At 55.1% G+C, this 25598-nt stretch carries 20 protein-coding genes; 10 read left to right on the top strand and 10 right to left on the bottom strand.

Features of this window, described 5'->3' with window-relative positions; all coding sequences use genetic code 11:
• Positions 1 to 14: 14 nt before the first annotated feature.
• The 3 genes from PU624_RS02790 to PU624_RS02780 all read right to left on the bottom strand — a co-directional run bounded on the left by PU624_RS02790 (position 15) and on the right by PU624_RS02780 (position 3385).
• The gene (locus PU624_RS02790) at positions 15 to 1076 is read right to left on the bottom strand and encodes a sugar phosphate isomerase/epimerase family protein (protein WP_283545160.1); all 1062 of its coding nucleotides are present in this window, start codon (positions 1074 to 1076) and stop codon (positions 15 to 17) included.
• 25 nt (positions 1077 to 1101) lie between these two features.
• Positions 1102 to 2331, bottom strand: a complete 1230-nt coding sequence (locus PU624_RS02785) for an MFS transporter (protein ID WP_283544768.1) — start codon at positions 2329 to 2331, stop codon at positions 1102 to 1104.
• Between the two features lie 142 nt (positions 2332 to 2473).
• Positions 2474 to 3385 (bottom strand): DMT family transporter, encoded by a 912-nt coding sequence (locus PU624_RS02780; RefSeq protein WP_283544767.1) that lies wholly within the window; start codon positions 3383 to 3385, stop codon positions 2474 to 2476.
• Between the two features lie 232 nt (positions 3386 to 3617).
• Between PU624_RS02780 and lplA the strand changes: the two genes are divergently transcribed.
• Complete coding sequence (gene lplA, locus PU624_RS02775; protein ID WP_283544766.1) at positions 3618 to 4634, top strand: lipoate--protein ligase; 1017 nt, start codon at positions 3618 to 3620, stop codon at positions 4632 to 4634.
• A 172-nt stretch (positions 4635 to 4806) separates the two neighbouring features.
• Here lplA and cspE read toward each other — a convergent pair whose 3' ends face one another.
• Positions 4807 to 5019 carry a transcription antiterminator/RNA stability regulator CspE gene (cspE, locus tag PU624_RS02770; protein WP_003855207.1) on the bottom strand — a complete coding sequence of 71 codons (213 nt, stop codon included), beginning with the start codon at positions 5017 to 5019 and terminating at the stop codon, positions 4807 to 4809.
• 419 nt (positions 5020 to 5438) lie between these two features.
• Complete coding sequence (locus tag PU624_RS02765) at positions 5439 to 6635, bottom strand: MFS transporter (protein WP_283544765.1); 1197 nt, start codon at positions 6633 to 6635, stop codon at positions 5439 to 5441.
• Between the two features lie 305 nt (positions 6636 to 6940).
• Between PU624_RS02765 and PU624_RS02760 the strand changes: the two genes are divergently transcribed.
• The gene (locus PU624_RS02760; RefSeq protein ID WP_283544764.1) at positions 6941 to 7690 is read left to right on the top strand and encodes an NAD-dependent epimerase/dehydratase family protein; all 750 of its coding nucleotides are present in this window, start codon (positions 6941 to 6943) and stop codon (positions 7688 to 7690) included.
• Positions 7691 to 7793: 103 nt separating this feature from the next.
• Here PU624_RS02760 and PU624_RS02755 read toward each other — a convergent pair whose 3' ends face one another.
• Positions 7794 to 8687, bottom strand: a complete 894-nt coding sequence (locus PU624_RS02755) for an ABC transporter six-transmembrane domain-containing protein (protein WP_283544763.1) — start codon at positions 8685 to 8687, stop codon at positions 7794 to 7796.
• A 104-nt stretch (positions 8688 to 8791) separates the two neighbouring features.
• Between PU624_RS02755 and PU624_RS02750 the strand changes: the two genes are divergently transcribed.
• From PU624_RS02750 to PU624_RS02735, 4 genes are all read left to right on the top strand, one after another.
• Positions 8792 to 9367 carry a TetR/AcrR family transcriptional regulator gene (locus PU624_RS02750; RefSeq protein ID WP_283544762.1) on the top strand — a complete coding sequence of 192 codons (576 nt, stop codon included), beginning with the start codon at positions 8792 to 8794 and terminating at the stop codon, positions 9365 to 9367.
• A 472-nt stretch (positions 9368 to 9839) separates the two neighbouring features.
• Positions 9840 to 11225: a diaminobutyrate--2-oxoglutarate transaminase gene (locus PU624_RS02745; protein ID WP_283544761.1), complete on the top strand. Its 1386-nt coding sequence runs from the start codon at positions 9840 to 9842 to the stop codon at positions 11223 to 11225.
• 14 nt (positions 11226 to 11239) lie between these two features.
• A complete protein-coding gene (locus PU624_RS02740) occupies positions 11240 to 12706 on the top strand; it encodes a pyridoxal phosphate-dependent decarboxylase family protein (RefSeq protein ID WP_283544760.1) in 1467 nt (488 codons plus the stop codon).
• A gap of 586 nt (positions 12707 to 13292) precedes the next feature.
• Positions 13293 to 13418 carry a hypothetical protein gene (locus PU624_RS02735; RefSeq protein WP_283544759.1) on the top strand — a complete coding sequence of 42 codons (126 nt, stop codon included), beginning with the start codon at positions 13293 to 13295 and terminating at the stop codon, positions 13416 to 13418.
• 62 nt (positions 13419 to 13480) lie between these two features.
• Here the strand turns inward: PU624_RS02735 and PU624_RS02730 are convergent, their stop codons facing one another.
• Entirely contained in the window at positions 13481 to 14794 is a 1314-nt protein-coding gene (locus PU624_RS02730; protein WP_283544758.1) for an MFS transporter, read from the bottom strand.
• Positions 14795 to 15001: 207 nt separating this feature from the next.
• On the opposite strand from PU624_RS02730, the gene PU624_RS02725 reads away from it, so the two are divergent.
• Positions 15002 to 15313, top strand: a complete 312-nt coding sequence (locus PU624_RS02725; RefSeq protein WP_283544757.1) for a VF530 family protein — start codon at positions 15002 to 15004, stop codon at positions 15311 to 15313.
• Between the two features lie 70 nt (positions 15314 to 15383).
• On the opposite strand, the gene mqo is transcribed toward PU624_RS02725, so the two are convergent.
• A complete protein-coding gene (mqo, locus tag PU624_RS02720) occupies positions 15384 to 17033 on the bottom strand; it encodes a malate dehydrogenase (quinone) (RefSeq protein ID WP_283544756.1) in 1650 nt (549 codons plus the stop codon).
• A gap of 306 nt (positions 17034 to 17339) precedes the next feature.
• On the opposite strand from mqo, the gene PU624_RS02715 reads away from it, so the two are divergent.
• Entirely contained in the window at positions 17340 to 18974 is a 1635-nt protein-coding gene (locus PU624_RS02715; protein ID WP_502921557.1) for a sensor histidine kinase, read from the top strand.
• On the top strand, positions 18971 to 19690 hold the full coding sequence (gene dcuR, locus PU624_RS02710; protein ID WP_283544755.1) for a two-component system response regulator DcuR: 720 nt from the start codon (positions 18971 to 18973) through the stop codon (positions 19688 to 19690). Before PU624_RS02715 ends, dcuR begins: the two co-directional genes overlap by 4 nt.
• On the opposite strand, the gene PU624_RS02705 is transcribed toward dcuR, so the two are convergent.
• Positions 19684 to 20646 carry an FAD:protein FMN transferase gene (locus PU624_RS02705; protein ID WP_283544754.1) on the bottom strand — a complete coding sequence of 321 codons (963 nt, stop codon included), beginning with the start codon at positions 20644 to 20646 and terminating at the stop codon, positions 19684 to 19686. The genes dcuR and PU624_RS02705 overlap by 7 nt on opposite strands.
• A gap of 64 nt (positions 20647 to 20710) precedes the next feature.
• Positions 20711 to 23491 (bottom strand): flavocytochrome c, encoded by a 2781-nt coding sequence (locus tag PU624_RS02700; RefSeq protein WP_283544753.1) that lies wholly within the window; start codon positions 23489 to 23491, stop codon positions 20711 to 20713.
• 590 nt (positions 23492 to 24081) lie between these two features.
• Here PU624_RS02700 and PU624_RS02695 point away from each other — a divergent pair.
• Positions 24082 to 25590 (top strand): anion permease, encoded by a 1509-nt coding sequence (locus PU624_RS02695; protein ID WP_283544752.1) that lies wholly within the window; start codon positions 24082 to 24084, stop codon positions 25588 to 25590.
• Positions 25591 to 25598 lie beyond the last annotated feature (8 nt).

The following is a 25598-nucleotide window of genomic DNA, read 5'->3' as shown; positions in this document are numbered from 1 at the left end:
AGCCTGCTGACGTTTCAGGCGTTGCGATCCAGGCCCAGCTGATGACGAACAGATGGGCCGCTCTCTGCCAGAGCAAAATCATCAAACGCGCGATCGGACACCGGAATGATATGCCGACGAATAAACTCCGCGCCTTCACGCGCCCCGGTCTCACCCTCCTTCAGGCAGCACTCCCACTCGAGCACCGCCCAGCCGTCATAATCGTACTGCGCCAGCTTGCTGAAGATGCGGCTGAAGTCGATCTGGCCATCGCCCGGCGATCGAAACCGTCCGGCGCGGGCCAGCCAGGGCTGATAGCCGCCGTAAACGCCGCTGCGCCCGTTAAGCTGATACTCTGCATCCTTAACGTGAAAGGCTTTGATGCGCGAATGATAGAGATCGATGAACTGCAGATAGTCGATGTGTTGCAGCAGGAGATGGCTGGGATCAAACAGGATATTGCAGCGAGGATGGTGATTCACTTCCTTAAGAAAGCGTTCAAACGTGACACCGTCATGCAGGTCTTCGCCGGGATGAATCTCATAGCAAAGGTCAATGCCGTGATGGTCAAACACATCCAGCACCGGCAGCCAGCGCCGCGCTAGCTCAGCAAACGCCTCATCAAACAGCGCGTCATTCTGAGGTGGCCACGGGTAAAACCAGGGCCAGGCGAGCGAACCGGAAAAGGTGGCGTGTGCGCGCAGGCCCAGCTTCTCAGAGGCAGCGGCTGCCCGCTTCAGCGTGGCAATAGCCCAGTCGGTTCGTCGGGCAGGATCGCCGCGCAACGCCGCTGGGGCAAAATTATCAAACGCGAGGTCATAGGCCGGGTTCACCGCAACCAGTTGCCCTTCAAGATGGGTGGAAAGCTCGCTAATCTCCAGCCCGAAACCGGCCAGCTCGCCCCGTACTTCGTCGCAGTACGTCTGGCTGACCGCCGCCTTTTCAAGGTCGAAAATAGCGGGCTGGTGACACGGAATCTGCAGCGCCCGGTATCCCAGCCCGGCAGCCCACTCAGCCAGACCCGCCAGCGAGTTAAACGGCGGCTGCGTGGTGATGAACTGTGACAGGAAGATGCCCGGACCCTTAACTGTTTTCATCATTAACTCCTGTGTTCCGCTACCACTAATCGCGGTATCTGAACGAGAAGAAGAAGATAATCGCAATCACTGCAGCGGCAATCGCGGGGATCCACCAGAAGATGGCCCAGCTCTGCGCGCTGGCGTAACCGGCGACCAGATGGTTATAGAGCGCACCGGAGATTTGCGATCCCAGCAGCATGCCGATGCCATAGGTGAACATCACCACCATGCTCTGCGCCTGGCCCTTCACCTTTTCACCGGCAATCCGATCGGTGTAGATGAATCCCACCACGAAGAAGAAGTCATAACAGATGCCATGCAGCAGGATGCCCAGGTAGATCAGCGTGCGCGTCTCATCGCTCATGCCCAGCGCGAACAGGGCGTAGCGAATGAACCACGCCATCATCCCAATCAGCAGCATGGTTTTGACGCCAAGGCGACGAAACAGCAGCGGGATGAGCAGCATGAAGGCAATTTCAGACATCTGACCCAGCGACATCAGGGAGCTGACGTCCCGGATACCGGCATCGGCCAGCCAGGAGGCGGTAAAGGCGTAATAGGTGCCGAGCGGAATGGAGATCAGCGTGGCACACAGGGCGAAAACCATGAAATGACGCTGTCGCAGTAGCGCGAACGCATCGGCGCAGAAGAGATCGCGGACTTTTAACGGTAAACCTTTGGCGGGTGCGGGCGTATGCGGCAGCGTCAGGCTGTAAATCGCCAGCAGTACCGAGCAGAGCGCCGCCAGCTGGAACACCGCCACGCTGTCAGCAATGCCGGTCACGCCGATAAAGATCCCCGCCACGATCCAGCCGATGGTGCCGAAGACCCTGACGATCGGGAAACTCCGCTCACTGCTGGCGAGGCTGTGAAAGGCGATGTTATTTGAGAGTGCCAGCGTTGGCATAAAGCAGAGCGTGTAGCCAAATAACAGGGCGATCAGCAGCGCCCCGTTCTCCGCAATCAGTGCCTGGGGCACGAACCAGAGGATGGCTGCGCCCGCCAGGTTCATCACCGCCATCACTTTCTGCGAGGGAAAGAAACGATCCACCAGCATGCCGAGCACAAACGGCGAGAGAATCGAGGCAATCGGCCCGGCTGAGAACGCATCCCCAATCAGCAACGGCATATTGTGTCGGGTCATCACCAGCCCCAGCGTCACCGACCAGCTGCCCCAGATGAAGAACTGCATGAACATCATCAGGGACAGGCGCGGCACCAGCAATTTATGCTGCACCCGCTGGCCTGCACTCTCCTGCACCGTTGCAATCATGGGAACCTCACGAATAAGTAATCGATTACTTTGTGTTAATTTAACGTAATCGATTACCGCCACCCTTTCTCTTGCCGCGATCACAAATTATTAACCCTGCGTTATCATTCTGGCAGCGATAACGCAAAACCGGGTCCTGTGATCAGCTGGTGGCATTCATTACCCGCGCTTTCCGGAAGCGGTAGCGCTCATAGAGCACCGAATAGAGGCCGCCGATCAAGACCAGAACCGCACCGATTACCGTGGTGGAGGTTGGCAGATTACCGAGCAGCAGATACCCCACCGCGACTGACCAGATCAGAGTGGTGTAGTCGAACGGCGCCAGCAGCGAGGCTTCGGCATAGCGCAGACTCAGGGTCATCAGAATCTGCGTGATCCCGCCCAGCAGTCCGCATCCCACCAGCAATGCCAGCTGATTGCCGTGCGGCACTTTCCACCCGCCTGGCAGGGTGATCAGCGACGTTAACGCCGTGGTGACGGCAAACCAGAAGGCGATAGCGCCCGGCTTCTCTTTGCCGTTAAGAAAACGGATTTGCACCAGTGCGCAGGCGGTACAGAAAGCTGCCATCAGCGCCAGCAGAATGCCCGCCGATGCGGAGAGCGAGAATGACGCCGACCGCGTCAGCGAAAGGTGCCCGGAGAACATCACCAGAATGCCGCTGAAACCGGTAAAGACCGCAACCCAGCGATGGTGCCGGACTTTTTCACGCAGCAGCAGCGCCGCCAGCAGCACGGTAAACAGCGGCGCGGCATAGTTAATCGCGGTGGCATCGGTCAGGGAAATGTAGAGGAGCGACAGATAGCTGAAATAGAGACCGCCGGTGCCCGCCAGTCCGCGCACAAAATGCCCGCGAATGTTGCGGGTGCGGATACCATCCAGCACGCTGCCCTGAAAGCGCAGCCAGATGAGCAGCGGCACCAGTGCCAGCAGCGAGCGGAAAAAAATCACTTCACCAACAGGAATTGCGCCATCCAGTCCTTTTACACAGGCCAGCATCAGCGTGGTGCTCAACGCAGCTGTGATCTTCATCGCTATGCCAGCGGACGCGTTCATACGGTTTGTGTTCTCTCAATGGGGAAAATACGCAGGGGAATCAGCACGCTCAGTATCCATACTGGCATAAAGCGATAAGGCAATCTGCCGCGATCGGGCAGCTGACGGCATTTTATCTTTTTTTGTTGCCGCATCACGGCATGAACAGGCATGTGGGTCTGTGCCCCGGCTGATACACTCAGCCTTCTGCCCTGCTCTATGGGCCGCATCTCTTAAGGAACGGGAGTTACCGATGTCCACGCTGCGTTTACTGTTATCTGAATCCAGTGATCCCTGGTTTAATCTGGCGGTTGAAGAGTGCATTTTCCGGCAGATGCCCGCCACCCAGCGGGTGCTGTTTTTATGGCGTAATGCGGAGACGGTGGTGATCGGGCGGGCGCAGAATCCGTGGAAAGAGTGCAATACGCGGCGCATGGCGGAAGATGGCATCCGGCTGGCGCGTCGCAGCAGCGGCGGTGGCGCGGTATTTCACGACCTCGGCAACTGCTGTTTTACCTTTATGGCCGGTAAACCGGAGTACGATAAAAGCGTCTCGACGGCCATTATCCTGCGTGCGCTGAACGCGCTGGGTATCCCTGCCGAAGCGTCCGGGCGTAACGATTTAGTGGTGAATACCGCTGAGGGACTGCGCAAAATCTCCGGCTCTGCGTATCGTGAAACACCGGACCGCGGCTTTCATCACGGCACCATTCTGATCGATGCCGATCTTTCCCGGCTGGCAGACTACCTGAATCCTGATGTAAAAAAATTGCAGGCCAAAGGGATTACCTCGGTGCGCGCCAGGGTAACCAATCTGGCGGAGTTAACGCCGGGTATAAGTTATCAGGCGATCTGCTCTGCCGTGACGGACGCATTTTTTGATCATTTCGGTGAGCGTTGTGAGCCGGAGATCATTTCGCCTGAAGCCCTGCCCGATCTGCCAGGATTCACTGAGCAGTTCGCAAAACAGAGTAGCTGGGAATGGAATTTTGGTCAGGCTCCTGACTTCTCGCACCTGCTGGACCAGCGCTTTGTCTGGGGCGGCGTGGAGATTCATTTCGATGTGGAGCGCGGCGTGATCACCCGCTGTCAGATTTTCAGCGACAGCCTCAATCCCGCGCCGCTCGAAGCGCTGGCGCAGCGGATGCAGAACGTCACTTACCGGCCAGATGCACTGGAGCCGGTGCTGAATCAGCTGGTTGCAGATTTCCCGGCGCAGCAGGCGGAACTGACAGAGTTACAGCAGTGGCTGATCGCCAGCGTGCGCTAGCGTTTTACTGGCCCGCGCACACCTGTGTTGCGGGCAAAACATGCGCCAGCATTTCGCAAATCACAAACGCAAAAAACCCGCACAAGGCGGGTTTTATTCATTATCAATTTCAGGCTTATCTGCTCAGGCTGGTGCCGTCATCGCGGTTATAAGCATGATTGATAACCAGGGCTTACATAGGGACTACGTTTGCCGCTGAAGGACCTTTAGCGCCGTTTTCAATAGTGAATTCGACCTGCTGGCCTTCGTCCAGAGTTTTATAATCGTTGCTCTGGATTGCAGAGAAATGTACGAATACATCTTTGCTGCCGTCCTGAGGAGAGATAAAACCGAAACCTTTACCAGCGTCAAACCATTTTACTAAACCAGTCATTTTATTAGACATCGATAATTCCTTAATTTATGAGCCACTAAGTGGCGAAGATGGCCTGTCTTTCAGAAGGTAACTTACCAGGCTTTTAGGAGGAGACTCATGAATAAGGGGTATCTTGTGATATCGCTTGCACTGAGGACTGCTTTACTAAAACTGCTTTGATAAGGTCTGTGTTCCAAACCGATGACGCTATTAAGCCAGACCTTACCGACTTTAGCAAACATTATTTTAATTTACTTTTAACATCCAGACGTCCGGACCGCCTTTATTGATTTTCTTAGCCTTTTGAAAATTCCGGGCTGGCCGAATGATAATTTTCACTGAACGGTCAGCGAGCAGAAAGCGTTGGGGATAAGGGTTGCTGAAAAATCATACGGATAAGCTGTACGAATAACGCGCAGCGATAAGGGTATCGCTGCGCGTTGATTGTATCAGGCCAGCTGCGTCTGCTGACGGGCAGCATGGCGGGCCGTCATCACAAACACCATCAGACCCGCCACGCCTAGCGCAACGCCGACCCAGGCGGTGGAGATCCAGCCATAGCCCAGTGACACCGTCAGGCCACCCAGATAAGCACCCATCGCATTGGCGATGTTCAGCGCCGAATGGTTCATCGCGGCCGCAAGCGTCTGCGAGTCATTGGCGACATCCATCAGGCGAATCTGCAGCGACGGCAGCAGTACCGAGCAGGTGCCGATCAGGAAGGTCGCCAGCAGTCCGGTTGCCACATGCTGAACCAGCACCGGGAAGGCCAGCATCACCATTACATTCCATAACAGCGTCCAGCCAATGATATTCAGCACCGAACCATCAGCCAGACGGCCACCGACCAGATTACCGATGATCATCCCCAGCCCAAATGCCACCATTGCCCATGGGATCAGCGAAGGAGCAATGCCCGCGATGTTAATCAGCGTTGGTGCGATATAGCTGAAGATGGCAAACATCCCGCCAAAGCCTACCGCGCCCACCAGCAGGGTCAGCAGCACCTGTGGGTTTTTCAGCGCGCCCAGTTCGCGCAGCGGATGCGCATCGACATCACCCGGCGTGTAAGGCACATAGCGGCCAATCAGCAGGCAGGTCAGCAGACCAATCGCGCCGACAAAGGTGAATACCACGTGCCAGCTGAATAGCTGTCCTATCCAGGAGCCCAATGGCACGCCAATCAGCGTCGCGACCGTCAGTCCCAGCATCAGTGACGCCAGCGCACGGCCACGCCGTTCAATCGGCACCAGTGAAGCCGCCACCAGCGACGCCACACCAAAATAGGCGCCATGCGGCAGTCCGGTCAGAAAGCGCGCCACGAGCAGGCCGTGATAGCTATCGGCCATCGCGCTGGCGACATTCCCGATGCTGAACAGCGCCATCAGGATCAGCAGCAGTGACTTACGCGCCATCCGCGCCGCCAGTACCGCAATAAACGGCGCACCCACCACCACGCCCAGCGCATAACTGGCGATGGCGTTGCCCGCCTGCGGTTCGGTAATTGCCAGAGAGCGTGACACATCCGGCAGCAGGCCCATCATGATGAATTCACCGGTGCCGATGCCAAAACCGCCCAGCGCAAGGGCCAGCAATGCCCAGCGGACAAAACCGGCATCGTCGGTTTTATGATTTTTTCTTAACAAAATTGATTCCCAATGGCCTGAACTGATAAAACGGAAGTGATCCGGGCGGGAGAAAGCAGAACGTGTTCCCGTCCGGATGAAGCGGTCAGACTATAAAAAGGAAGAACGCGCTTAGCAATCAATTTTGTGATCTGGCGCACACTTAAGGGCGGACTCGCGCAGCCTTTCATCAGAGCAGCCATTGAGCGGAACAGGCTGCGTCAGCTCACAATCCGGCAAGGTCATCCCGCCTGTGTCAGGACTGTCTGCTTAACTCATCGGTTAGCGCTTCTTTACTTACCCGGATACAGAACAGGAATCAGCAGATGACGACCAGAGTTATTCTTCTTACCGGTGCCAGCGGGCGAATCGGCCGGACGTTCTTCGCAGCCCGCCAGACTCGCTACCGTTTTATCCTGACCGATCTGCGCGAGCCGGACTACGCGATCCCTGCCCCGCACCGTTTTATCGTGGCGGACCTGTCACAACCTGGTCAGGCGGCGACGTTGCTGGCAGAAGAACCTGTCGATACGATTATCCACCTTGCCGGTATTCCCGATGCACAGGCCAGTTTCGAGGATCTGCTGCCCGCCAATATTCTCTCCACCACCTGGTTACTCAAGGCAGCAGCGGAACATCGCTGTCGTCGTCTGGTGTTTGCCAGTAGTGCACAGACCATTGAGGGCTATCCGAAAGATGTGCAGATCCATCCCGGCATGGCAGTCTCTCCCGCGAACCTCTATGGCGTCACCAAATGTTATGGGGAAGCACTCTGCGCTTTCTATGCCAGCCAGCATGGTCTGAGTAGCGTGGCGCTGAGAATCGGGGCATTTGAGCCTGAACTGGATAACAGTCAGCACAATGCGCGGGATTACAGCGCCTGGCTGAGTCCGGATGATGCCGTCAGACTGCTGACCGGCGCGGTCGAGGCAGAGAAGATTTCCTTCTTTATCGGCTATGGCATTTCCGATAACCGCTTTAAACGCTTCGATCTGACACAGACGCGTGAGGTGCTGGGCTATACGCCGTCTGATAACGCCTTCAGAGCCTTCAGACCGGGCGAACTGGATTATTAAAACCGGGCGTCATGCTTAAGATGAATGACCGCCAGAAAGTGCGGCGGTCATTTATCTCTGCCGGAAACGGAATCCAGACGAAGCAGAAGCGGAATCAGGCCAGTCACTGCGTGCCGGTATTCACCCGGCGACCGATGTCTTTCAGCTGTGAATATTTCTCCAGCAGCTGCGGGCCATCATCCAGGCTCATGGCAAACATCCACATATAGGTCATCACCGAATAGATGTGACCCGCATTGGTGCCGCCACGGCTGGACATCACCGCGATGGTCACGGCAAACAGCAGAGCCGCCACGCTACCAATCGCCAGATAGCCGCACGCTTCCCGATCGGAGAGGCGAATCCGCAGGCTGGCCAGCACGCCATAGTGACGGCCAAGTGATGAAGCGTTCGCGTTGCTGACAAAGCTCACCTCTTTCTCCAGCCGGTTATTCAGACGACCAAACAGCGCGTCGTTTTTGCGGGTAAATCCCGGCAGGAAACAGGCGAAGAACAGGAGGATCGCCAGACAGCCCGCGCCGGTCCAGAACTCGATAGCCAGCAGCATGACCGCCGCACCGGTCATCGACGCCAGCGAGGTAATCAGCACCGGCAGATGCTTCTCGAAAAAGTCGACAAACTCCCGTGACAAGGCGACCCGCGCGGCAATGGTAGACGCGCTCTGGTTTTCGCTGCGTTGCGCCACGATCACCGGCACGGCCAGTTCGGCATAGATACGGGCAAAGGTGCGGGTATCGACGCTGCGGCGTGCCGCGCCGATGGCCCACATGGTAAAGACCATCGCCGCATAGAGCACCGCATGCCAGGTTCTGCCGGAGATAATGGCATTAATCGCGAAGCCCGCCAGCAGCGGATAGAGGAGATACATGACATTCTCCGCCACCACCAGCAGCAGCGTGAGGAACAGCTTACGGCTATGGCGACGGCCGAGCATTTTTAATGTCAGAATAGCGCTGCGGGGAGCCGCAACAGGAAGGATCGTTTTTGAGGAAGGCATAGTTTCTGTTTCTGATATAGTTATTCTTGAGCGGTTGCTCAATTATGAAAAGCAGTCTATTTGAGCAATTGCTCAAAGTCAACGTAAGCGTAATCGGGAGATTGATGAAAGAGTCAGCGGAAGCACTGAGAACCAAAATACTGGATGCGGCGATCGTGCTGTTTATCGAGAAAGGGATCGAAAAAGTAACCACGCGGGAACTCACCGAATCGGTGGGCATTTCACGCAGTCATATCTACCACTATTTCAGCAACTGGCAGACGCTCTGCCTGGCGGCGCTGGAGCGCTTTATGCGGGTCGATTTCGAAACGTTCGCTGAATCTCTGACCACGCTCACGCCCCGCCAGCGGCTGCTTACTCTGTTCGAAAGTCATCTGCCGAGCGCACCGGATGCCACCTGGCAACTGTATGCCTCGTTCTGGCAGACGGCTGCACATAACGAAACCTATGCGGTGCTGGCAGATGAGATGACGGCGGCGTGGCAGGCATTAGTGGAGGGTATTATTCGTGACGGCGTCACGGATGGCGCACTGCGCTGCCGTGACCTGCCCCGCACCGCCAGGCAGATTAGCGCCATGCTCAATGGCTATGCTGATCTGCTGACCATCAACCCGTCAGAAAAGAAAGCCAGTGAAGCGCTAACGGACTTAACGCAGTTTATTGATGTTGTGCTGTCATAACGCCGATTATGAAAGTAATTAGCGGTACGGCAATGGCGATATATTAATTAAATGTTAATGAAAGGTTTATTATTTTAATTACTCTGCACTTTTTGCTGGCTATAAATGCTGCTTCGGCAGTTAAACAGACTTATGCTTTTTACGTCTGAGAAGCCTGCTTTTTGATAGCGTTTTTCGCCGGAAACAGCTATTTACACAGATTATTATCATTGACTTAGCGCATCTCAAGCCGGGTAAGCTGGTGTTTTTACGCCATTTATTAACAACCGGCTTCAGAAGCAGTCATAATGTATGCGGTCACAATCCCACCAAATGATTGATTCCTATAGCAAAGAATCGGATATCTGCCGATAAAATTAAACATTGAGTCGGACCTTAAAAACCCCTATATTGGCCGCGCTTTATACACCGACCCCCATTTAATTCATTTATTCAACTGTGACGCTACGCCCGTCACGGTTGTAGGAGAGATATGATGACGGATAAAGTCCGTATTGATAGTTTGAATGCACAGAACGTAAACGCAACCAACGAAACCTATTTAGCCCGTCAGGCTGAATTTGAATCAAACGTTCGCAGTTATCCTCGCAAATTGCCATTCGCGATTGCGAAAGCTCAGGGTGTCTGGATCACCGACGTCGAGAATAATCAGTATCTCGACTGTCTTGCAGGTGCAGGAACGCTGGCACTGGGACATAACCATCCCGATGTTCTGCAGAGTATTCAACATGTCATTACCAGCGGCTTGCCGTTACATACTCTTGATTTAACGACGCCGTTAAAGGATGAGTTCTCTGAGTACCTGCTCTCCTTATTACCGGGCCAGGGCAAAGAGTACTGCCTGCAGTTTACCGGCCCGTCCGGTGCAGATGCCGTTGAAGCGGCGCTGAAACTGGCGAAAAAACACACCGGCCGTTCCGGTATCATCAGCTTCTCGGGTGCCTATCACGGTATGACCCACGGCGCGCTGTCGGTCACCGGCAACCTGTCTCCGAAAGAAGCCGTTGACGGTATGATGCCGGAAGTGCAGTTCATGCCTTATCCGCACCTCTACCGCTGCCCGCTGGGCATTGGTGGTGAAGCGGGCGTGAAAGCGCTGACCTATTACTTCGAAAACCTGATCAACGACGTTGAAAGCGGCGTTCGCAAGCCAGCAGCGGTGATTCTGGAAGCGGTTCAGGGCGAAGGCGGTGTTAACCCGGCTCCGGCTGAATGGCTGCAGCGCATCCGTAAAGTGACCAAAGAGCATGGCATTCTGCTGATCATCGACGAAGTCCAGGCGGGCATCGCCCGTACCGGTAAATTCTTCGCCTTTGAGCACGCGGGTATCGAGCCAGACATCATCGTGATGTCCAAAGCGGTCGGCGGCGGTCTGCCACTGGCGGTACTGGGCATTAAGAAAGAGTTCGACGCCTGGTCTCCGGGTCACCACACCGGCACCTTCCGTGGTAACCAGCTGGCAATGGCCACCGGCCTGACCACGCTGAAACTGCTGAAAGACAACAATATCGCTGACAAAGTGGCGGCACAGGGCGAATGGCTGAAAGGCAAACTGGGCGAGCTGCAGCAGCGCTACCCGGTCATTGGCAACGTGCGTGGTCTGGGTCTGATGATCGGCATTGAGCTGGTGAAACCAGACGAGCCTGCTGACCACATGGGCAGCTTCCCGGCTGACGGCGAACTCTCTGCTCTGGTTCAGAAGAAGTGTTTCGAAAACGGCCTGATTCTGGAGCGTGGCGGACGTCACGGCAGCGTATTACGTCTGCTGCCTTCCCTGCTGATCACGGATGCAGAACTTGACGTGTTCATGGATAAATTTGAAAACGCCCTGCTGTCAGCTGGCGTGAAACCAGTTTGAGTGGAGTGAATGCAATGTCCCGGTTAAACCCGATTCTGGCGGCCTCAGCACAGAGTACCGAGGCCTACCAGCAGGCGATTGCCCAGAGTAGCGCGGCCGTCGTTAAGTGGCTGGAACAACCTGAGATGTATCAGGGAAAAACCGTCGCAGAGCTGCGCGAGCGCATCAAGCTGGACTTCAATCCTCAGGGCCTGGGCAACCAGGCCGCGATTGAACGCGCCATTGAGTACTTCCTGAAAGACAGCCTGTCGGTGCATCACCCGCAGTGTGTGGCGCACCTGCACTGTCCGAGCCTGGTTATCAGCCAGGCGGCGGAAGTGCTGATCAACGCCACCAACCAGAGCATGGATTCATGGGATCAGGCACCGTCTGCCACCCTGATTGAGATGAAACTGATCGAGTGGCTGCGCACCCAGGTGGGTTATCAGCCGGGCGACGCGGGTGTCTTCACCAGCGGCGGCACCCAGAGCAACCTGATGGGTCTGATGCTGGCGCGTGACGCCTGGTTTGCCCGTCAGGGACATTCTGTTCAGCAGGATGGCTTAACCGGCGATCTGAAGAAGATCAAAGTCTTCTGTTCAGAGAACGCACACTTCTCCGTACAGAAGAACATGGCGCTGCTGGGTCTGGGCTATCAGTCCGTCACCCAGGTGAAATGTGACCGCTTTGCCCGCATGGACATGGATGACCTGCGCCACAAGCTGGCCGCCTCCAAAGCCAACGGCGAAAACATTCTGGCGATTGTTGCTACGGCCGGTACCACCGATGCCGGTGCGATCGATCCCCTGCGTGAAATCGTGGCGCTGGCAGCGGAAGAGAACATCTGGGTGCACGTCGATGCGGCCTGGGGCGGCGCGCTGCTGCTCTCAGAGAAGTATCGTGACTATCTGGATGGCATTGAGCTGGTGGACTCCATCACTCTGGACTTCCACAAGCAGTTCTTCCAGACCATCAGCTGTGGCGCATTCCTGCTGAAGGAAGCGCGTCACTATGAGCTGATGCGCTACCAGGCGGCATACCTGAACTCAGAGTTCGATGAAGCACAGGGCGTGCCGAATCTGGTCTCCAAATCGCTGCAGACCACCCGCCGTTTCGATGCACTGAAACTGTGGATGGGTCTGGAAGCGCTGGGTCAGAAGCAGTATGCCGAAATCATCGATCACGGTGTGACGCTGGCGCAGCAGGTTGCACAGTACGTTGATGAGCAGCCTGCACTGGAGCTGGTCATGAAACCGCAACTGGCCAGCGTGCTGTTCCGCTATCGTCCGGCGCATCTGGCTCACCTGAGCAGTGCGGATATCGCCCTGCTGAACCAGCGTATCGGTGATGCCCTGCTGGAGTCAGGCCGCGCTAACGTCGGTGTGACCGAGCATGATGGCGTGACCTGTCTGAAGATGACGCTGCTGAACCCGACTGTGACGCTGGAAGATATCAAAGTGCTGCTGACGCTGGTGGAAACCACGGCACAGCAACTGGTGTAACGGAACTTAAGTCACACCCGAAAAGGCGCCTCAGGGCGCCTTTTTTATTCTGCGCCTCTTCTGTTTCACTATCAGGCAGGTCATTAGTGAGTCACCGACCTCAAACGTGCTGAGCTTATCATCCTTTTGTTTTTCATCTTGCCTGTTAACTTCCTGATAAGGTGAAAGCGCCCTTCTGGCGGGATAAATTACCTGGCCTCGACTGACGTGCTTATTTTAAGGGAAACAAAAGCCGGCCCCGATATTCGCCACTGACCGGCTGAAGCTGACTACTATTACACGCAACGGAATACGTTTTCCGCCGCAGCACAGCGCCCGGCATGCGCCAGAGTCCCGCAGCGCCTGACGTTTCAGTCCGTTGAGCATACCCAAATCCATACTTAAGAATTCACCTGGTTTAGCGCAGGTTTATTTTCAAATCCGCACCGCACTATTATTCCCGCATAAGCAGCGGAATCTGGTTTTCGATCAAAAAAAACAGCGCGCCTTTCAGCAATAATCTCTCACCTGATTAATTAACGTCCTGATTAACCGCCTGACTGCTCCGGTTGATCGGGATTCATTTACACCATGGAAATTATCGCTCATGCTCCTGCGTAAACTTTTTATTATTATTCTGGGCCTGATTATGGCGGCTGTGATTATTATTGCCGACAAGCACGGTCATAAAGTTCATCAACGCGATCAGGTGTTCAGCCTCTCTTCATCCTGAAAAAACCCATTCCGGCTAAGGGATGGCTGCAGGTTGCCTGCGCAGACTGTCAGATACACTGCTTAGCGCGACGGCGGCTCATCCAGCAGCCGCAGATGGTCATCTTTGTTCAGCGTCATCAGTGCCACGATACTCACAAGCGCCGTCGCCATCACATACCAGGCGGGAATATCGGGATTACCGGTCTCTTTGATTAGCCCGGTGATGATCAATCCGGCGCAGCCGGAGAAGACCGCATTGGAGAGCGAATAGGCCAGACCCAGCCCGGTGTAGCGAACCCGTGTCGGAAACATCTCGGCCAGCATCGCGGGGCCGGGTCCGGCCAGCAAACCGACCACCCCGCCCGCGATAAACACCACCAGCGCTTTCAGCAGCAGTCCACTGCTCTCTGACTGCAGCACGTTGAGCAGCGGCAGAGAGAGCACCAGCAGCAGCACCGCCGCTGAGACCATAACGGCGCGGCGGCCAATCCTGTCGCTCAGCATCCCGGCCGGGATGATGGTGGCGGCAAAACCGAGGTTTGATATCACCGCAATCAACAGCGCCTGATTAAAGCCGGTGTGCAGCGACGCCTGCAGGTAGGTCGGCATAATGACCAGCCAGGTGTAACCCGCTGCCGACCACACCATCAGACGACAGATACCCAGCAGAATCGTTTTCAGCGTGTCGCCCAGGCTGGCGTCAACTTTTGCCACAGGTTGTGCCTGCTGCTGTATAAACGCCGGAGTCTCCTCCATCTGCACCCGCAGCCAGAGCGCCAGAGCGCCCAGTGGCAGGGCGATAAAGAACGGGATGCGCCAGCCCCAGCTCAGCATCTGCTCCGGCGTCAGCAGCACGGAGAGCAGCGCCACCATGCCCGCACCGGCCAGCAGTCCCAGCGCCACGGTAAAGGATTGCCATGCGCCATACAGGCCCCGCTTACCGCGCGGTGCAAACTCAGTCATCAGTGACACTGCCCCGCCATACTCGCCCCCGGCGAACAGTCCCTGCAGAATACGCAGACCGGTCACAATTAGCGGTGCCAGTACGCCCAGCTGGGCGTAAGTGGGAACCAGCCCGATAGCGGCCGTCGCCAGCGTCATCATGATGAGCACAAAAATCAGCGTGGGTTTGCGCCCGAGGCGGTCCCCCATCCGGCCAAAGATGATCGCGCCGAGCGGACGGAAGAAAAAAGCGACGGCGAAGGACGCATAGGTCAGCAGCAGCCCGGTCAGCGCGGATTCCCCCTGCAGGCGGAAGAAGTTCTGTGCAATCACGGTGGCCAGAAAGCCATAAACCGCAAACTCATACCATTCAATGAAATTCCCCACCGAACCGGCAAGCAGAGCACGTTTACGGCTGGCGGAGCTGAGCAGATTATCGGCAGGTACCCTCATGGCAGGCGATCCTTTTCAGTGCATCATCAGTTGCTTATGCTTAGCACAATCGCTGCATGCCTGCGCACTCTTCTGCCCGTCGCGTTAACCCAGGCACATAAAAACAGCGATGACACGCCGCCAGAGCGCTTTTTCACCTTCAGTCCTTGCACAACCGCTTTACGATTGTCAGGATGTGCGGCATTGACTGAATCAGGCGGATAGACGATGAACGCACACACCTCAAAAGATCCTCTGCACGGCGTAACGCTGGAAATGCAGATTAACAGTCTGGTCGCTCAGTATGGCTGGGCGGAGCTGGGTAAACGGATAAACATTAACTGCTTTAAAAGCGATCCCAGCGTTAAATCGAGCCTGAAATTTTTACGCCGTACGCCCTGGGCACGGGCTGAAGTCGAAGCGCTCTATCTCGCTTCGTTAAACGCGCAACCCGTAACGCGTGAAGAACCGGCTGACGACGCAGAACAGGCTCCGGCGGAAAATCCGTGGGGCAACTGGCGCGGTAACACGCCGGAGTAACGCAGAAAAACAGCAATAAAAAAGCCCGCACAGGCTAACCTGTGCGGGCTTTTTTTACGTCAGGTCGCGGTTACAGCGCCATGTCGTGTTTCGCTGAAGGCGCAGCCTTCTCTGGCTGTGCAGCCGGTGCGTCTGTCGCTTTGCCATCCATGTTGATCACAGGAGGTGTGGTCAGCTGCAGGGTCGCTGCGGTCTCATTCCAGACCTGCTGCAGCAACGGCACGTTGTCATTCAGCTTCTGACCGTAGCCTGGGATCATCTTGTGGATCTTGGCCTGCCACTCCGGTGACTTAAACTCTTCCGGGAACAGTTTCTGCATCACGCTCAGGGAGATAGGCGCGGCGGTTGAGGCACCAGGAGAAGCACCCAGCAGGGCTGCAACAGTTTTCTGCTGATCGGTCACAATTTCTGTGCCCAGTTTCAGCACGCCACCTTTGTCAGCATCTTTCTTGATGATCTGCACACGCTGACCGGCCTGAATCAGTTTCCAGTCCTCTTTCTTCGCGTCCGGATAATATTCCTGCAGCGCTTTGAAGCGATCTTCATCACTCAGCATGACCTGTCCAATCAGGTATTTCACCAGATCGAAGTTATCCATACCCACATCGGTCATCGGCACGATGTTATGGGTGGTGGTAGTGCTCAGCAGATCAAACAGCGAACCGTTTTTCAGGAACTTGGTGGAGAAAGTCGCAAACGGCCCAAACAGGACGACGCGTTTGCCATCCAGATAACGGGTATCCAGGTGTGGCACGGACATCGGCGGTGCACCGGTAGATGCCTGGCCGTAGACTTTCGCCAGGTGACGATCGGCAATCGCGCTGTTTTCGGTCACGAGGAATGAACCACCGACCGGGAAGCCTGCATAGTTATCTGCTTCCGGAATGCCGGTCTTCTGCAGTAATTTCAGCGCGCCGCCGCCTGCACCGATAAAGACATATTTCGCGTCAACAGCACGTTCGTTGCCGTTTTTTGCGTCTTTAATGGTGACGTGCCACGAGTTGTCGCCGTTACGTTTGAAGTCGGTGACTTCAGACGAGGTTTCCAGACGGAAGTTGTCATTCTTCTTCAGGCTGCCGATCAACTGACGGGTGATTTCACCGTAGTTAACGTCGGTGCCCACTGGCGTCCAGGTAGCGGCCACTTTCTGCTGTGGATCACGACCTTCCATCACCAGCGGTGCCCACTGCTCGATCTGCTTGTGATCGGTAGAGAACTTCATGCCCTGGAACAGCGCGGTTTTCTGCAGCGCAGCATAGCGTTTGGTCAGGAAGTCGACGTTGTCGCCCCAGACAAAGCTCATGTGTGGCGTTGAGTTGATGAAAGAGCGTGGATCGTGCATCACGCCCTCTTTAATCTGTGAACTCCAGAACTGACGCGAAATCATAAAGGCTTCGTTGATTTCCAGCGCTTTGGAGACGTCGATAGAACCGTCTTTACGCTCAGGCGTATAGTTCAGCTCCATGTTGGCAGAGTGACCGGTACCGGCATTATTCCAGCCGTTAGAGGATTCCAGCGCCACGCCATCCAGCTTCTCAACCATGATCTGTTTCCAGCCAGGCTGCAGCTCTTCCAGCATGGTGCCCATTGAGGCGCTCATAATGCCGCCGCCGATTAACAGGACGTCGGTTTTTTCTGGTGCCGTTTCAGCATGAAGTGCCGAGGAAACTAACAATGCCGCGAGGGAAAGGGTGGGAATAACGTTCTTTGAATTCATCATTTTAATCTACAGCTCAGACGGTACTGGTTAAAAAAAGTCCCGAAAGTTTAAAATAATGTTATTTATGAGTTAATGTGAAAATAGTTATAAAATTAAAAATAGCAATTTATCCTTATTTTAATTACAAAAGGCTTACTGAATTGCTCACATATTTTAACCACACATTAAGGGCGTCCTTTGAATTATACAATCCCCTAACACAAATATTGTTATCCGGCGATTGCCCGCGCGCAGACCGCTAAAACTGTACTGATGCGGTGAGTTAGCGTATGTTTCCCGGCGATCTCCCACCCGTGCTGAACACCCATGACAAGCCAACCACAGAACCGACATGCCGTGACTAAACGACCGATGAAACTCAGTACCCTGACCACGCTGATGATGACTGCGGTGATCATTACCGTCCTGTTCGCTGTCCATCTGCTCTATTTCGTGCAGATCGATAATTTTGCGCAGGCACATCTTAAAGATAAGGCGATGGCCGTGGCACGCACGCTGGCAGATTCGCCGGAAGTGCAGCGTGGTTTGCTGTTACCGGACGGCAGCAGCCAGATTCAGCCCGTGGCGGAGGCGGCGCGCAAACGCAACGGGCTGCTGTTTGTGGTGGTCACCGATATGAAAGGCATTCGCTTCTCCCACCCGAATGCGGCGGTGATTGGCAAACATTTTGTCGGCAATGATATCTACCCCACGCTCGGGGGCCGGGAAAATGTGGCGGTCAATCATGGCGTGCTGGTGGAGGCTTTGAGGGTGTTTACGCCGGTCTATAACGCACAGCATCAGCAGATTGGCGTGGTGGCGATCGGCATCGCGCTGAATGATGTGGCGGCGCAGATCGCCAAAAGCCGCTGGAATATTGTCTGGACCGTCCTGTTTGGCGGCATTGTGGGCCTGCTGGGCATTCTCATTCTGGTGAGGCGACTGAAAACTATCCTGCTGGGGCTGGAGCCGCACGAAATTTCCAGCCTGTTCGAGCAGCGTCAGGCGATTCTCAATTCTATTAAAGAGGGCGTGATTGCGGTCGATGATCAGTCACGCGTCAGCCTGATTAACCATGCGGCGCAGCAGCTGTTACATGAAACTACCCGCAAAATGCCGTTAAGCGGCGATCTGATTGCCGAAGAGAGCGTGATGCACCGCCATCAGCAGGATGCGCTGCATGCGGGCATAGCCTGGCACGATCAGGAGCTGACGCTGGGCAACCGCATTCTGATCAGCAACACCGTGCCGGTTCGCAGTCGTGACCGCATTATCGGCGCCGTGACCACCTTCAGGGACAAGACCGAGATCAGCCAGCTGATGCAGCGTCTGGACGGCATGGTAAACTATGTCGATGCATTACGAGAGCGGTCCCATGAGTTCATGAATAAGCTGCATGTGATTCTGGGCCTGCTGCATATGAAAAATTATGCACAGATGGAAGAGTACATCCTGAAAACGGCTAACGCCTATCAGACCGAGATCGGATCACTGCTGCAGAAGATCAAATCGCCGATCATTGCCGGCTTCCTGCTCAGCAAAATCAACCGGGTGACGGATGAAGGCCATCAGCTGATTATTGATGAGGCAAGTTTTCTGCCCGACTGCGGCAGCGAAGAGCAGAACGCTGTCCTGATCACGGTGCTGGGCAATTTAATTGAAAATGCGCTTGAGGCGCTGGACCCGGAAACCGAAGGGGAAATTCACCTCATGCTGCACTATCAGAACGGCTGGTTAGCCTGCGAAGTGAGTGATGACGGGCCAGGCATTGACGGCACGCAGATCAGCGCCATTTTTGAGCGAGGCGTCTCGTCAAAAGGCGACGATCGCGGTGTCGGACTGTTTCTGGTTAAGCAGCAGACCGAAAGCCTGGGCGGCAACGTCAGTGTCGAGTCGGAACCGGGTGTGTTTACCCAATTCTTAGTGCAACTTCCGTGGGAGAGAGGAATGATTACCCAATGATCAATGTGTTAGTTGTCGATGATGACGCCATGGTAGCCGAGCTGAACCGCTGCTATATCGGGCAGATCCCAGGCTTTACCTGCTGCGGCACCGCCTCAACCTTACAGCAGGCCAAGGAGCGGCTGGCGCAGGACGAACCGCCAATCGATTTGATCCTGCTGGATATCTATATGCAGCAGGAAAACGGTCTCGACCTGCTGCCGGAACTGCGCAGCGCAGGCCGTCCGGTTGATGTAATTATTATCTCGTCGGCCGCCGATGCCGCCACCATCAAAACCTCGCTCAACTATGGCGTGGTGGATTATCTGATCAAGCCATTCCAGTTTGCCCGCTTTGAAGAGGCGCTGACCGGCTGGCGACAGAAAAAATCGCTGATGGATAATCATCAGTTCTATCAACAGTCGGACGTTGATCAGCTGTTACACGGTAATCCGCCTGGCGCCAGCGAGCAGAAACGCCTGCCGAAAGGATTAACGCCGCAGACACTGCGCACGCTGTGCCTGTGGATCGACGCGCATCCGGGCACCGAGTTCTCTACCGATGAGCTGGCGACCGAGGTGAACATCTCCCGCGTCTCCTGCCGCAAATACCTGATCTGGCTGGCGCAGATAAATATTCTGTTCACCAGCATTCATTATGGGGTGACGGGGCGTCCGGTTTACCGCTATCGCCTGCAGCCGGAGTATCACACTTTACTCAAACAATACTGTCAGTGAACCAGCCGGTAATCCGTGTCCAGTAACTGAAAGGAAAAGTGACGTTGTGACGAGCAGATCACCTGCCTGTCACGGGTCACAAAGATCGCTTCAATGCCCGGTTTGTCGGCGAGGCAGGCAATGCCCTTTTCGACGCCCAGGCCATAAAGGAGCGTGGTGTAGATATCGCCATCCAGCGAACGATCCGAGATCACGGTGACGCTCAGCAACTCGTTATCCAGCGGATACCCGCTACGCGGATCAAGAATGTGGTGATAACACTCGCCATCCAGTTCGAAATAGCGTTCATAGATACCCGATGTCACCACCGAACGGTTATTTACGCCGATTACCCCGATCAGTTCATCGGCCTCACCAAAAGGTTTTTTCAGGCCGATTGCCCAGCCCGCTTCTTCGGGCGGCGCGCCCACCGTCTGCACATTTCCGCCCAGATTAATCAGGGCACTGCTGACCTGCTGCTGGCGTAAAAACGCCTGTACTACGTCGGCGATATAGCCTTTGGCAATGGCCCCCAGGTCAATCTCCATCCCCGGCCGGGTCAGCATGACACTGCGGCTTGCGGCATCAAGGATCACCTCCTGCGGATTTGTCAGCGCCCTGCGCGCCTGAAGATCGCTTGATGACGGGACGCTGTGGCCCTGAAAGCCGATTTTCCAGCACTTCACCAACGGGCCAATAGCCAGATTAAACAGGCTGTCGGGTAGCAGGCTCACCGCATGGGCACAGGCGATCAGATCAAACACCGGCTGGCTGACCACCACCGCGTGCTGTCCGGCCGCGTGATTAATGGCCATCACTTCTGATTCCGCGCGATTAACCGTAAAGAGGTTCTCCTGCTGTTTGATCAGGCGAAAAACCTGTCCGGCCAGCGTCTGGTTGTCATCGAAGAGTTTGAGCAGGATGGGCGAACCCATTAAGACGGCGGAGTAAGCATAGACACGCGCTTCAGTTAACATAGGCGACTCTGCTTTTGAAAGGGAAAAACCGGCACCCGCAGGACGCGGATGCCGGAGACTGCCGTTAACGTCGGGCGTAAGCGGCGGCGTTACCACCGGCAAGAATACCGAAGATGATGATATCCGCCACAGCGTTACCGCCGATACGGTTCGCGCCGTGGATACCACCAACCACCTCGCCACAGGCCCAGGCGCCGTTAATCACCTGTTTCTGGCTGTCCAGCACCGCTGTGGTGGTATCGATAGTGACGCCGCCCATGGTGTGGTGAACGCCCGGTGCGACACGAATCGCATAGAACGGCGCTTCACTCAGTGGGTGACGCAGCGCGGTCTGGCGACCGAAGTCTTCATCTTTCTGCATGATAACGAAGTTGTTGTAACGGGCCAGCGTCGCTTCCAGGGTATGATGCTCACTCATATTGAGTTTCACCGCCAGTTCCGCCACGGTGGGGGCGCTGATCACAAAGCCTTTGGCGATATATTCGTCAGCCGCTTTGTTGTTCATTCGCACCTGCTCGTCAAACACAATCCAGGCACTCTTCTCTGGCAGCGCGATAATCTGCGCCGAGACTTTGTCGCGGGTTTCCATCTCATTGTAGAAACGTTCGCCCGCCTGGCTGACCAGGATAGCGCCGCCGCCACGAATGGATTCGGAAACCAGATAAGAGGTGGTCTGTTCGACCGTAGGGTGAATCTGGATTTCGCCCATATCCACCGTACCGGCACCAATTTTTTCCAGCATCGCAATACCGCTGCCGGTCGCGCCTGCGTGGTTGGTGGTCACGAAGCCATCCAGTTCAGGACGGTATTTCACCACCAGCTCACGGTTCGCACTGAAGCCCCCGGTTGCCACAATCACGCTTTTAGCATTCAGGATTCGGCTGTCGTTGTATTCATCGACCACTTTCACGCCCGCGACGGCGCCATTCTCATAGAGGATCTCGGCAACGGAGGTTTCCAGCAGGACTTCAATGTTGCGGCTGTTGATATTTTTTACCAGGCCGCTAATCAGGAAGCCCCCCACCGCTGAGCGGTCAGCCGGACGGTGCGTACGGTCGATGCTCATCCCGCCGGTGATGGTGATGTCGTTAAGCTCAATGCCTTTACCCGCCAGCCACTCAATCGCTTCAGGTGCCAGATCAACAAACTCGCGCAGCAACACCGGATTGTTTTTGAACTGACCGCCCTTCAGCGTTTCTTCGTAGAACAGCTCTTTGCTGTCTTCGATGCCTTTGAGTTTCTGGAAGCGGGTTTCCGCTGCGTTCATGCCCACTGACGCCTTAATGGTGTTACCGCCAATGGTCGGCATCTTCTCGATGATGACCACGCGCGCGCCTTCATCGTGCGCCTGAATCGCCGCCGCCAGACCCGCCCCGCCGCTGCCGACAATCACCACATCGTAATTCTGTGGTGCGTTAGGGTTACCGCCCTCCTCGATCACATGCTCTTTGCTGGAGGTGGTCATCGCGCGTGAAACCGCTTTTTTCAGCGCCTCACTCTGCGTGGTCGCACCGGTAATGGCATCGACGTGTGGGCTGTTCGCCACCAGAATGCGGCTACGCAGGCTCTCAAAGGTGGTGGTGAAGTCCACATCCAGCGTGTCATCCGGCACCAGTGAGATGTCGGTGATACGGTCAGTATCCAGCGTGACGTTGATTTTCAGCTTAAGCGCTTCGGCTTCGACTTTTTCCTGATAAACGCCCGCTTTGTATTTACGACCCGATTCGCTGGTGTCGCGGATCATCGCATCGACCAGTGAGAAGCGCCACAGCGGTTCCGGAATCTGCAGCTCTTCGCGTTTGTTGCTGTCGATGTAGAGATCGAGATGTTCGTTATTGATGATGCGGTCAGCCCAGTTCGGATAGGCGATACAGGCTTTACCAATCGCCACCAGATCGTAGCCCTTCTCCAGCGCCAGCTCCGCATCGGCTTTGTTCACCACGCCGCCGACACCAATCACCGGCACTTTTGCCAGCGCAGGTGAACGCATCGCGACGAATTTCTCAATCAGCGGCGTCGGGTCCTGCGTATCGACAATCGACGGACGCAGCAGCTGACCCACGGAGAAGTGAACGTAATCGAGTCCACGTGCGGCCAGTTTTTCCAGCAGATAGAGCGTGTCATCAAAGCGGATGCCGGGGACTTCGATCTCTTCGGGCGAGAAGCGGTAGCCGATGATGAAAGAGTGAGGGGCGAAGCGCTCCGCCATTTTATGGGTGATTTCCAGCACTTCCAGCGGGAAGCGCGCGCGGTTATCGCGGCTGCCGCCCCACTTATCATCGCGCTGGTTTGAGTTCGGAGAATAGAACTGCTGAATCAGGTAGGTGTTGGCCCCATGAATTTCGACGCCATCGAAACCGGCCTTGATGGCGCGGTTCACCGCATCACCAAATTTGGTGATCATGGTATCGACTTCTTCGGCACTCAGCGCCAGAGGTTTGGTTGCGCCTTCACGCGGTGCCGCGATGGCACTAGGCGCAACCGGCGTTTTCCCGCCAATCAGTTCCGGCTCGACCATGCGGCCACCGTGGTAGATCTGCAGAATGGCCGTAGACCCTTCCGATTTAATCGCGTCCGCAATGCGTTTCAGACCGGGGATTTTGTTGTCGCTGTCGATAGCAATGGCACCCGGAAACGCCGGGCCACGGTTATCAATAAAGCAGCATTCAACGATCACGGTGCCGATGCTGCCAGCGCGTGCGCGATAGTATTCGACCAGCTCGCTGGTGACCGTGCCGTCATAAAAACCGGTACAGGTGGTCATCGGTGCCATCACCAGTCGGTTTTTTAAAACAGCGCCATTAGGCAGGGTCAGTGGATTAAGGATGGGAGTGAGAGATTTCATTGCGATAAACTCCAAGATTTAAAAGTCTGGAAATTTTTTAGCGGACGCAAATTATCGCTTAATTAAGTGGTCCGATGTCATGCAATTAATATACACCTTTCTTTACTTTCATAAGCGATGAATTTAGTTTTTTAACTTTTAAACCATTCAGAGTTTTTATTTGCTGAAAGTATGAACTGAAGTTATATTAATTGTTAACCAACAGTTACTAAAAATCAACCAATCATTCACATAAAAAATAAAAACTTTATAATCAATAGCTTATTTAGCATCATTCGATTTTATCACCCTGGGAATTTGTCGACAAGCTTCACAAAAGTGTCAGAATAGCGAGGGTGAGAATATAAAATAAAAATAAATGTTAAAAAAAAGAATAATGAATTAATTTCTTTGATCTGGATCAAAATCTATATTTGCAGAAATCGCATCATATTTACATGGATTTAAAAATGCTGCTCAATAGTCAGGCAGCCGATTAAAAAAAATCAGTGCATCGCGGTTTATTCACACAATTAAGAATAAAAAAGAAAAGTCTTCAGTGAAGGTCCGGGGCGCAAATCGCATTCTTCTTAACTTGCAGATAAAACACTATGAAAACACTCTCAGCTGTTACTGAACCCCCAAAACCCGCACCAGCGGCAGCGGGTAAAAAGAAAGCTATCATGCTGGCTCTGCCGGTGATCGTGGCCATATTGCTGTTGCTGGTACCGACACCCGCCGGACTCGAACCCTACGCGTGGCACTTCTTCGCCATCTTCGTCGGGGTGATTGTCGGACTGATCTTTGAACCGCTGCCAGGCGCGGTGATCGGTCTGACCGGCGTGGTGGTGATCGCGCTGTTCAGCCAGTTTCTGCTCTTCAGCCCGGCCGAGCTGGCTAATCCGAAATTCAAAGTCGCCAGTGAGTCCTTTAAATGGGCGGTCAGCGGTTTCGGCAACTCTACGGTCTGGCTCATCTTCGGGGCCTTCATGTTTGCTGCGGGTTACGACAAAACGCAGTTTGGTCGTCGCCTGGCCCTGATTCTGGTGAAGTATCTGGGTCGCCGCAGTCTGACGCTGGGTTATGCCATCACCTTTGCTGACCTGCTTCTCGCACCGTTTACCCCATCCAACACCGCGCGCAGTGGCGGCACCATCTACCCGATTATCGCCAACCTGCCTCCGCTGTATGGCTCAAAACCCAACGACCCGAGCGCGCGTAAAATCGGTTCGTATCTGATGTGGGTTGCGATTACCGCAGCCTGTATCACCAGTTCGATGTTCCTCTCTGCCCTGGCCCCTAACCTGCTGGCACTGGCGCTGGTGAAAAGCATCATCGGTTTTGATATCTCATGGGGTATGTGGTTCCTGGCCTTCCTGCCACTGGGCGTGCTGCTGATTCTGACCATGCCGCTGCTGGCTTACTGGTTCTATCCACCTGAAGTCAAAATCAACGATGAAGTGCCGAAATGGGCTATCGCAGAACTGGAGAAACTGGGCCGGCTGACCCGTAACGAAATCCTGCTGCTGGTGTTTGTGGTCTGTGCTCTGCTGATGTGGATTTTCGCCACCTCATGGATTGAGCCTGCTCTGGCTGCCCTGCTGGTCGTGGTGCTGATGCTGTGGACAGGCGTCCTGAGCTGGAATGACATCACCAGTAATAAACCGGCCTGGAACACCTTCGCCTGGTTCGCCACCCTGGTCGCGCTGGCGGATGGCCTGGCGCGCGTCGGATTCATCGCCTGGTTAGGTAAAGAGGGAGGCATGCTGCTACAGGGCTATGACCCACAGATTTCCGCTGTCGTGCTGTTGATTGCCTTCTTCCTGCTGCACTACCTGTTTGCCAGTACAACCGCGCATACCACCGCGCTGTTACCGGCCATGCTGACCATCGCAGCGTCAATCCCAGGCATCAATATGCCGGTCTTCTGCCTGATGCTCTGTACCTCTCTGGGTGTGATGGGCATCATCACACCTTACGGTACTGGCCCAAGCCCGATTTACTACGGTAGCGGTTATCTGCCGACTAAAGATTACTGGCGCCTGGGCACGATCTTCGGTGCCATCTTCCTGGGCTCCATGATGCTGATTGCCTATCCGTGGATGGTGTGGATGTTCTGACGGATACA

Source organism: Pantoea sp. Lij88 (assembly GCF_030062155.1).
Classification (GTDB): domain Bacteria; phylum Pseudomonadota; class Gammaproteobacteria; order Enterobacterales; family Enterobacteriaceae; genus Pantoea.
The sequence above is the reverse complement of the archived record's forward strand: the minus strand, read 5'-3'. Positions and strand labels throughout refer to the sequence as shown.